This window comes from Anaerotruncus colihominis (assembly GCF_010206195.1).
GTDB lineage: Bacteria > Bacillota > Clostridia > Oscillospirales > Ruminococcaceae > Anaerotruncus > Anaerotruncus colihominis_A.
In genome coordinates, this window is sequence record NZ_VIQT01000018.1 from 101,275 (window position 1) to 109,583 (window position 8,309).

Below are 8,309 nucleotides of genomic sequence, written 5' to 3' on the forward strand. Positions count from 1 at the left end.
ACAAGGGTTGTCCAATGCGCTATAATACAGACTGTTCAATTATTTGTTTTCCATCCGCCGTCAAGCCGGCTGTCGAGCTGCCCATGGCCGGGCCTGTATGAACAGTGTTCCCGCCTGTGCGCCGCTTATTGATAAACTTGCATCAGGAAAGGCCCGGTTATTTATGATCATCGATTTTCATACGCATATCTTCCCCGATTCGCTCGCCCCGCGCACACTGCCGCATCTGTCCAAAATCGCACACGGTATTCCCTATTACACCGACGGCACGCAGGCCGGCGCGCTTGACGCCATGCGCCGGTGGAACGTCGATTATTCCGTCGTGCTGCATATCGCGACAAAACCGGGGCAGGCCCGCCGCATCAACGCTTTCGCCGCCGGTGTACAGGCGGCGCATCCGCAGCTTCTTTGCTTTGGAAGCCTGCATCCCGCTGACGAGGACGCACCCGCTATCGCGGCGGAAATTTCCAAAGCTGGTTTGTACGGGGTAAAGCTCCATCCGGCGTATCAAAATTTTCAGTTCGGCGACGAACAATACTTCCCTGTCTATCAGGCGGTCTGCGACTACGGGCTGCCGCTTTTGCTGCACGCCGGATCCGATCCCGTCGCGCCAGGCGTCAACCGCGCGCCCGCCGCGGAGATCGCGCGTGTGGCGCGCGCGTTCCCGGAACTGACAATCATCGCTGCCCACATGGGCGCGCTCGGCGACTGCACCGGCGCCTCGAAGCACCTGTGCGGGTTGGACAACGTCTATTTCGATACGGCCATGAGCGCCCCACTGCTTGACCCCGATGCGTTCCGCGCGCTTTTGTATAAACGCGGTGCTGATCATGTGTTGTTTGGCACCGACTGCCCCTGGAGCACCGCGCCCGATGAGCTGGCGCTGCTGCGCCGTGTGGGCGTGGCTGGCAGCGATCTTGAGAAAATTCTTTGGAAAAACGCCGCGCGCCTGTTAAAGCTGCCGCTTTGAATCCCCTCTTTTTTTCGACATCCGGCAATATCCGATTGCCTTTTGCGCATAATTTGACTATAATGGAAAAAACAAACCGCTGGCGCAAAACGCCAAGCGGCAAAAGCTGCGCCCGGCAGGGCGCGGCGTTTGACAGGAAAGGACGGAACGGTTTACTTTTATGGAGCAGCTGATGCAGCAAATTTTTGACTTTTTTTCGGGAGCCGGGCGCGAAGCCGCGCTGCTGATCGTCTCCATGATCCCATTGATCGAGCTGCGCGGCTCGATCCCGCTCGGCGCGGCGCTCGGTATGGAGTGGCCCGTCGTATTTCTGATCTCGATTATCGGCAATCTGCTGCCAGTACCCTTTATCCTGCTGTTTGGACGGCCGCTGTTCAAGTGGCTCAAATCGACGCACCTGCTTTCCGGCATTACCGCCAAATATGAGGCGAAGCTGATGTCAAAAGCGGACAAGGTCACGCGCTATGAAACCATCGGGCTGTGCCTGTTTGTCGGTATCCCGCTGCCCGGTACGGGCGCATGGTCGGGCGCGGCGCTCGCCGCGCTGCTTGGCCTGCGTATGAAAAACGCGCTTTTGGCGATCACGACCGGCGTGCTGATTGCCGGCGTCATTATGACGGCGGGTGCTTACGGGCTGCTTGGATTTTTGCAGCTGTTCTGACAAATATCGCAAGCGGGCGGGATATCCCGACAAACACATAGGGAGGCGGCGACCTGGACAAGTATAAAAAGCTCATCTCCAATACGCTGGTCTTTGCAATCGGCACCTTCAGCTCGAAGGTGCTTGTTTTTCTGCTTGTCCCCTTTTATACGCGCGTCCTTACGACCGACCAGTTGGGCACAGGCGACCTGATTGTGAAAACAGCCAACCTGATCATCCCGCTCGCGTCGATCGGCATGTCAAACGCGATCATCCGGTTCGGGCTTGACCGCGCCAACGATAAGCGCGATGTATTCACCGGCGCGCTGACGGCGATCGGCAGCGGCTATCTGATTTTCCTGCTGCTCTACCCCGCGCTTGCGCGCTTTGATCTGCTCGATGGAAACGCCTATCTTGTCTATATCTATGTGCTGACCGCATGCCTGCGGTCGCTCTGCTCGCAGTTTGTGCGTGCGCGGCAGCTTGTGCGGCTGTATGCCTTTGACGGCGTTATGGCCACGGTGACGGTCATTTTATTCAATGTGATTTTTCTTGTCGTATTTAAGCTCGGCATGACCGGCTATGTGCTCGCCACAATCCTTTCGGACCTGCTGTCGGCGTTGTTCCTCTTTACCATCGCCAGCCTGCGCAGATATATCCGTTTTTTCGGTTGCGACTGGTCGGTCGCCGCGTCGATGGTGCGTTATGCGCTGCCGCTGATCCCGACAAATATCTTCTGGTGGATCACAAACGCATCCGACGCCTTTTTTATCGCCCATTACCTTGGGCAGGGGGCCAACGGCCTGCTCACCGTCGCGTACAAAGTGCCGACCATCATCAACCTGCTTGCGGGGATCTTCTCCGACGCCTGGCAGCTTTCCGCCTTTACAGAGAACCGGCAGGGACGCACCCGCTTTTTCAGCAACGTATTTGCATCGTATCAGGCGTTGATCTTCACTTCCGCGTCCGGGCTGATCCTGTTCTGCAAATGGATCAACCGCATATTGGCATACGGCGAGTACTATGAATCCTGGAGATTCATCCCTGTTTTATTGCTGGCCACATCGTTTTCCTGCCTTGTATCCTTTCTTGGGAGCATCTATATGCTCGAGAAAAAAAGCCTCGCAACGCTTGTCACAACGGCGCTCGGCGCCGGAATCAATATCATCCTCAATATGACGCTGATTCCCCATTTCGGCGTACAGGGCGGTGTTGTGGCCACGCTGGCCGGTTATCTTGTCGTATTCACTGTACGCATCATCGATACACGGCGGATTATTCCCCTGCATTGGAATCCATTCAAGCTGCTTTTAAACCTGGCGCTGCTCGGCGCGCAGACCTATATTCTGCTGACGTTTGAAACCGGATGGCTGCTGCCTGAAATTGGGCTGTGCCTTGTTGTGACCGCGCTCAATTTCCGCCTTCTGCTGCAAAACGTTCAGCGGCTATTGATGAGACGCCGCGCATAGTGCAAAATGTGATATCTGATTTCTATTAAGTCCATCTGATGCAATTGTGCATAATATCTAAAAAATTTATATTTTGAAATAATAAAATAATTTTAATTACCGAACACCTCTTGCGCTTTACCAAATTCTTGCTATAATAATAGTAATACTTTTGTCTATCAGACAAATGGCAATGGGAGGAATGTCCAAATGGTAAAGCTTTTCAGAAAACTTGTGGCGGCAGTATTGACTGGCGTCATGGTCTTCGGCACATCGGCAGCCGTTCTGGCCTTTGAACCAGGCGGCAAGGTTACAGTTACTGTGCTTCAAACAAGCGACCTGCATGGCATGGTAAATCCTTTTGATTACGCCTCAAATGCACAAACCCAATCCAGCCTGGCGCATGTTGCCTCCATTGTGGAAAATGAGCGCAAAACAGATCCTGACCTGCTCCTGATTGATACTGGGGACAGCCTTCAGGCCAATTATATTCAGGAGTTCCGCAATGACGTCCCCAACCCGATGATCGCGGCTCTGAACTATCTCCAATATGACGCGTGGGTTCTGGGTAATCATGAGTTCAACTTTGAATTCAGCAGCTTGGAAAAAGCTATCTCGGAATTTGAAGGCGTTACGTTGGCAGGAAACATCTATAAGGCGGACGGTTCACGGTATCAAAGCGCATATCAGATTTTTGATGTAAAAGGCGTCAAAGTCGCCATATTCGGGATTGACGCTCCGCACGTTCCGCAATGGGAAAAATCCGATCCCACCCATTACAACAATATGAAGTTTACCGATCCGATTGATGAAACTGGAAAAATCCTGAACGAGCTGGAGGGCAAGGCGGATATTGTCATCGGCGCGATCCATTATGGGCTGGAGGGCGAATACGGCAGCGCCGGCGTGGAAGCGATTGCCGCCAAGTATGCCGACCGTCTGGACGCACTCCTCATCGGGCACGCTCATGCGGCAGTGGAAGAAACGATCGCCGGCGTTCCAGTGCTGGAACCCGCCAATAACGGCCAGTATGTCGGTAAGCTGGTATTGGAGGTTGAAAATAAAGATGGAAAGTGGGTCGTGAACAACGCCGCCACAAAGGCGGCCCTGTTGGATGCGTCCGCTGTCACCCCCAACGCTGCTTTCCTAGCTGCATTTAAAGATCTGGACACCAAGAGCCAGAATCTCGCTGGCAAAAAAGTGGGGGAAGTTGGAAAAACCTTTATGGATCCGGTTGAAATCCTTCCTGGAATCCCAGCCGCTATTGTACAGGATAATTCCATCACAGATCTTGTCAATATTGTGCAAATGAAAGAGTCCGGAGCCGATGTCTCTCTCGCCGCTCTGTTCGACGCCTCCTCCAACCTGACCGCTGGTCCATTTTTACATCGGGACAGCGTAAAAATATATAAATATGATAATACGCTCTTCGCGGTGAAGGTAACAGGCGCGCAACTGAAAAAAATCATGGAGCAACAAGCAGGAAACTTTTTCAATCAATATCAACCCGGCGACGTTACCATCAGTTTCAATCCTGACATCCGTATGTACAACTACGACATGTTCGCGGGGGTCAATTACGAAATTGATATTTCCAAGCCGGAAGGCTCCCGGATTGTCAACGTCACTTATCAGGGCGAGCCTCTGCGCGACGACCAATCTCTGGTGCTCGCATTAAATAACTATCGGTACGGTGGCCTCGTTTCATCGGGACTGATCCGGGAATCCGACGTTGTCTATGAGGGCGGCGCAGTTCGCGACATGATCACTGAATATGTCGCGGGCCTTTCAGGTCCGCTGATGCCAGTCTGTGACAACAACTGGAAAATCATCGGCGCACCGCTGGATGACCCGCAGAAGGATTTGATTTATGAAAAAGTCCGGTCCGGTGAGATTCAAATCCCCACCTCCGAGGACGGCCGTACCCCGAATGTTGCTTCTCTCAACGGCCCGGCGCTTCGCGCGGAGGGTAAACTCCCGGCCTTGGATACCAGCGAAAGCGAAACTGTGAATGCTTCAGGACCTGATACGCAGCCGGATGTTTCCACCGGTTCCAATTCTGCCGGTACTGCTTCTTCAGGAAAAAATTACACAGTAAAAACAAACGATTGTCTGTGGAATATCGCGCAAAGCCAATTGGGTGATGGATTCCGGTGGGTGGAAATTTATGAATTGAATAAAGCGCAAATCATCGATCCCAATCTGATTGAAACAGGCCAGGTGTTCATTATGCCGGCGGCTTAACGCTACATACGATTAAACAGAGAACCGGCAGGCTAACGCCTGCCGGTTCTCTGTTTATAAAACGCTTATTTGATTCAGATGCGCTTCTTATCCTCAGCCAGATCGTTGAACGCAACCATGACAGCGCGATTGATCATGTCGCTGGCGCCCGTGGACGGGTTGTTCTTGTTCTCCTCAGGAGCGGTCGTCGTACCGTTGGAATCCGTCACGTCATCCTTGGAAACAACCGTGCCATCCTCGATGAACTTGTTCGTAACGAAGAAGTTGTCGAGCTTGTTCGTGCGGAAGGTCAGGGTGTTCTCATCGCCATCAAAGGTCGCGTTGATGCGATAGATGGTGCCGTTCGCATAGCGGTAGGTGTACATTTTCTCAAAATCGTCAACGATATCGTCAACGTTGAGCGCCATACGGCCGGTCGCCGAGAAGGACGGCTTACCAGGGAAGGAGAAGAATTTGAAGTCCTGATCCGGGTACGCAGCCAGGACAGCCTTGATGCCCGCATTGTTGTGAACCATGTTCTTGGTGGTTTCATCGGTCACGTTGACCGTGAACTCCCAGTCGTTGCCGGCCAGGGTGACGTTCTTGTAGTTGTTGAGCTTGGCGATCTTATCAAACATCGTGCCGGTGATGACCGGGTTGTTGTTGTTGATTTCAACGACATCGCCCTCGTCGAGGCCGTTGATGTAATCGCTGTCAGCCTCGTCATAGCCGTACTGGAACTTGACTTCCTGCGTGAACACGGACAGGTTGTTCGATTTGCGCACCAGCTTGACGTTGTACTTGACATCAACCGGCTTGGTCCCGACAGTGTCGCGCGCCTCAACGTACAGGTAGTACTGGCCCTTGTACTCCTCGATCTCAAAACGGCTCATGCCCTTGGCAGAGATCTTGGAATAGCTGAACTTGTAGCCATCCATCAGCTTGTCCGTGATCTTAACGACTTTGCCGCCCACGGTCAGGCTGACCGGGAACTTGTACTCCTTGCCAGGCTCGAGGATATCGTCGCCGAGCACAACGCCGTCTTCGTCAGCGCCGATGTTGACATCAGTCGCGTTCTCGAGAGAAACGTCGCTGGACTCATCCTCGGACGAGCTGGAGGAATTGTCGCTCGAGGCATCGCTCGAGGAGCTGCTGGAAGAATTGTCGCTCGAGGTGTCGCTGGAAGCGTCGCTTGAGGAGCTGCCCGGATTACCGGAATCGAGAATCAGGTCGGCATAGCTGGAAACAACGGCGGTACCGTTGCCGATTTCGTCATTCGCAAAAGCTGTCACGCCGATCGACATGGTCGTGGCGGCCGCAAGCATAACTGCAAGCACTTTTTTCATAGTTGAGTTCCTCCTGAAAAATCGGTTTGCCCTTCGGTCCGGCGTATCCGAACCGCTTGGAACGAGACTCAGTATATCGGATTTTATACGCTTTATCAACAGGATTTCGTTACCATATTGTCATTATTTTTGTTTATTATATATATTTGTATCGATAAAATGATATTTTATTTTGTTCATTTTATCAAAATTCCAGAATGTTGTATTTGGTTTTGGATACATCTGTGAGGTTCTCCTTCCAATATCCTGACACACCCTGTTTCACCGTTTCATCCCTATATAAACAGGACCGCCGGCCCAACCGGGCCGGCGGTCCCATCCTGATCATTCGCGGGGGTATCCCTGCGCGGATGCAGATTCTTATTTGGAGCGCTTCTTCGCAGCCAGAGCGCCGACACCGGCCAGACCAGCGAACGCAGCCGCAACAGCAGCGTTGATCATGTCGCTGGCGCCCGTGGACGGGTTGCCCTTGTTCTCCTCAGGAGCGGTCGTCGTATCGTCGGAATCCGTCACGTCATCCTTGGAAACAACCGTGCCATCCTCGATGAACTTGTTCGTAACGAAGAAGTTGTCGAGCCTGTTCGTGCGGAAGTTCAGCGTATTTTCCTCACCGTCAAAGGTCGCATTGATGCGGTAGATGGTGCCGTTCGCATAGCGGTAGGTGTACATCTTCTCGAAATCGTCAACGATATCGTCAACATCGAGCGCCATACGGCCGGTCGCAGCGAAGGACGGCTTACCAGGGAAGGAGAAGAACTTGAAGTCCTGATCCGGATACTTGGCAAGAATCTCTTTGATGCCCGCATTGTTGTGAACCATGTTCTTGGTGCTCTCGTCAGTCACGTTGACCGTGAACTCCCAGCCGCTACCAGCCAGGGTGACGTTTTTGTAATCATTGATCTTCGCGATTTTGTCGAACTGCGTGTCAGTGATGACCGGACGGTCATTGTTGATCTCAATGACGTCGCCCTTGTCCAGGCCGCTGATGTAATCGCCGTTCGCTTCTTCGTAACCGTACTGGAACTTGACTTCCTGCGTGAACACGGACAGGTTGTTCGATTTGCGCACCAGCTTGACGTTGTATTTCACGTCAACCGGCTTGGTCACAACAGTGTCGCGCGCCTCAACATACAGGTAGTACTGGCCCTTGTACTCCTCGATCTCAAAACGGCTCATGCCCTTGGAGGAGATCTTGGAATAGTTGAACTTGTAGCCGTTCATCAGGTCCTCTGTGATCTTGGTGTCTTTGCCGTCAACCGTCAGGCTGACCGGGAACTTGTACTCCTTGCCGGGCTCGAGGATATCGTCGCCGAGCACAACGCCGTCTTCGTCAGCRCCGATCTTCACATCGGTCGCGTTCTCGAGGGAGATGGACTCGTCTTCGGAAGAAGAACCGCTCGAGGAGCTGTTGTCCTCCGCGTCGCTCGATGTGTCGCCCGGATTGCCGGAATCGAGAAGCAGGTCGGCATAGCTGGAAACAACGGCGGTACCGTTGCCGATTTCGTCATTCGCAAAAGCTGTCACGCCAACAGACATGGTGGTGGCGGCGGCAAGCATAACTGCAAGCATTTTTTTCATAATTGGGGTTCCTCCTGAAAAATCGTTTTGCCCTCCGGCCCGGCGCATCCGAGCCGCTTGGAACGAGTCTTAGTATATCTGCAAAACAAGCTTTTTTCAAGAGG

General features: G+C 53.0%; 6 protein-coding genes. 4 read left to right on the plus strand and 2 right to left on the minus strand.

The genetic code is table 11. The features are described 5' to 3' along the window. The first annotated feature begins 97 nt into the window (after positions 1–97). From FMM72_RS12915 to FMM72_RS12930, 4 genes are all read left to right on the plus strand, one after another. A complete protein-coding gene (locus FMM72_RS12915; RefSeq protein ID WP_162221657.1) occupies positions 98–970 on the plus strand; it encodes an amidohydrolase family protein in 873 nt (290 codons plus the stop codon). Between the two features lie 172 nt (positions 971–1,142). Then, positions 1,143–1,631, plus strand: a complete 489-nt coding sequence (locus FMM72_RS12920; protein WP_243157811.1) for a COG2426 family protein — start codon at positions 1,143–1,145, stop codon at positions 1,629–1,631. Between the two features lie 86 nt (positions 1,632–1,717). After that, a complete protein-coding gene (locus FMM72_RS12925; protein ID WP_257431476.1) occupies positions 1,718–3,079 on the plus strand; it encodes a polysaccharide biosynthesis C-terminal domain-containing protein in 1,362 nt (453 codons plus the stop codon). A gap of 189 nt (positions 3,080–3,268) precedes the next feature. Next, positions 3,269–5,302: a 5'-nucleotidase C-terminal domain-containing protein gene (locus FMM72_RS12930; RefSeq protein WP_162221659.1), complete on the plus strand. Its 2,034-nt coding sequence runs from the start codon at positions 3,269–3,271 to the stop codon at positions 5,300–5,302. A gap of 74 nt (positions 5,303–5,376) precedes the next feature. Here the strand turns inward: FMM72_RS12930 and FMM72_RS12935 are convergent, their stop codons facing one another. Further along, positions 5,377–6,627 carry a hypothetical protein gene (locus FMM72_RS12935; protein WP_162221660.1) on the minus strand — a complete coding sequence of 417 codons (1,251 nt, stop codon included), beginning with the start codon at positions 6,625–6,627 and terminating at the stop codon, positions 5,377–5,379. A 360-nt stretch (positions 6,628–6,987) separates the two neighbouring features. After that, positions 6,988–8,205, minus strand: a complete 1,218-nt coding sequence (locus FMM72_RS12940) for a hypothetical protein (protein WP_160208897.1) — start codon at positions 8,203–8,205, stop codon at positions 6,988–6,990. Positions 8,206–8,309 lie beyond the last annotated feature (104 nt).

Coding starts and splice junctions, on each gene's coding strand:
- FMM72_RS12915 (WP_162221657.1), top strand. CDS start 98: ATGAACAGTGTTCCCGCCTGTGCGCCGCTTATTGATAAACTTGCATCA.
- FMM72_RS12920 (WP_243157811.1), top strand. CDS start 1,143: ATGCAGCAAATTTTTGACTTTTTTTCGGGAGCCGGGCGCGAAGCCGCG.
- FMM72_RS12930 (WP_162221659.1), top strand. CDS start 3,269: ATGGTAAAGCTTTTCAGAAAACTTGTGGCGGCAGTATTGACTGGCGTC.
- FMM72_RS12935 (WP_162221660.1), bottom strand. CDS start 6,627: ATGAAAAAAGTGCTTGCAGTTATGCTTGCGGCCGCCACGACCATGTCG.